Source organism: Cobetia sp. BL01 (genome assembly GCF_056493605.1).
Genome location: NZ_JBVBEE010000029.1, coordinates 1 through 424 on the forward strand (window position 1 = coordinate 1; position 424 = coordinate 424).

A 424-nucleotide genomic window follows, 5' to 3' on the forward strand; every position below is an offset into this window, starting at 1 on the left:
CACCACCGATGCCGAAGACGGCAGCACCGTCACGCTGGTCATCACCGACAGTGACGGCAACGAGCAGACCGTCACCGCCACCGTCGAGAATGGCACCTACAGCGTCGATGCCGAGACGCCGCTGAGCGAAGGCGAGTACAGCGTCGAAGCCACCGTCACCGACCCGGCCGGCAACACCGCGACCAGCAATGACGTGGGCGAGATCGATCTGTCCGCTCCGGCTCTGATCGTCGATGCCCCGGCGCTGACCTCCGACACCACACCGACCATCGTCGGCACCACCGATGCCGAAGACGGCAGCACCGTCACGCTGCTCATCACCGACAGTGACGGCAACGAGCAGACCGTTACCGCGACCGTCGAGAACGGCACCTACAGCGTCGATGCCGAGACGCCGCTGAGCGAAGGCGAGTACAGCGTCGAA

1 protein-coding gene is annotated in these 424 nt (G+C 65.6%); it reads left to right on the top strand.

Features of this window, described 5'->3' with window-relative positions:
• On the top strand, positions 1-424 hold a 424-nt coding region (locus tag ACZYGA_RS16965), incomplete at both ends, for an Ig-like domain-containing protein (RefSeq protein ID WP_479399730.1).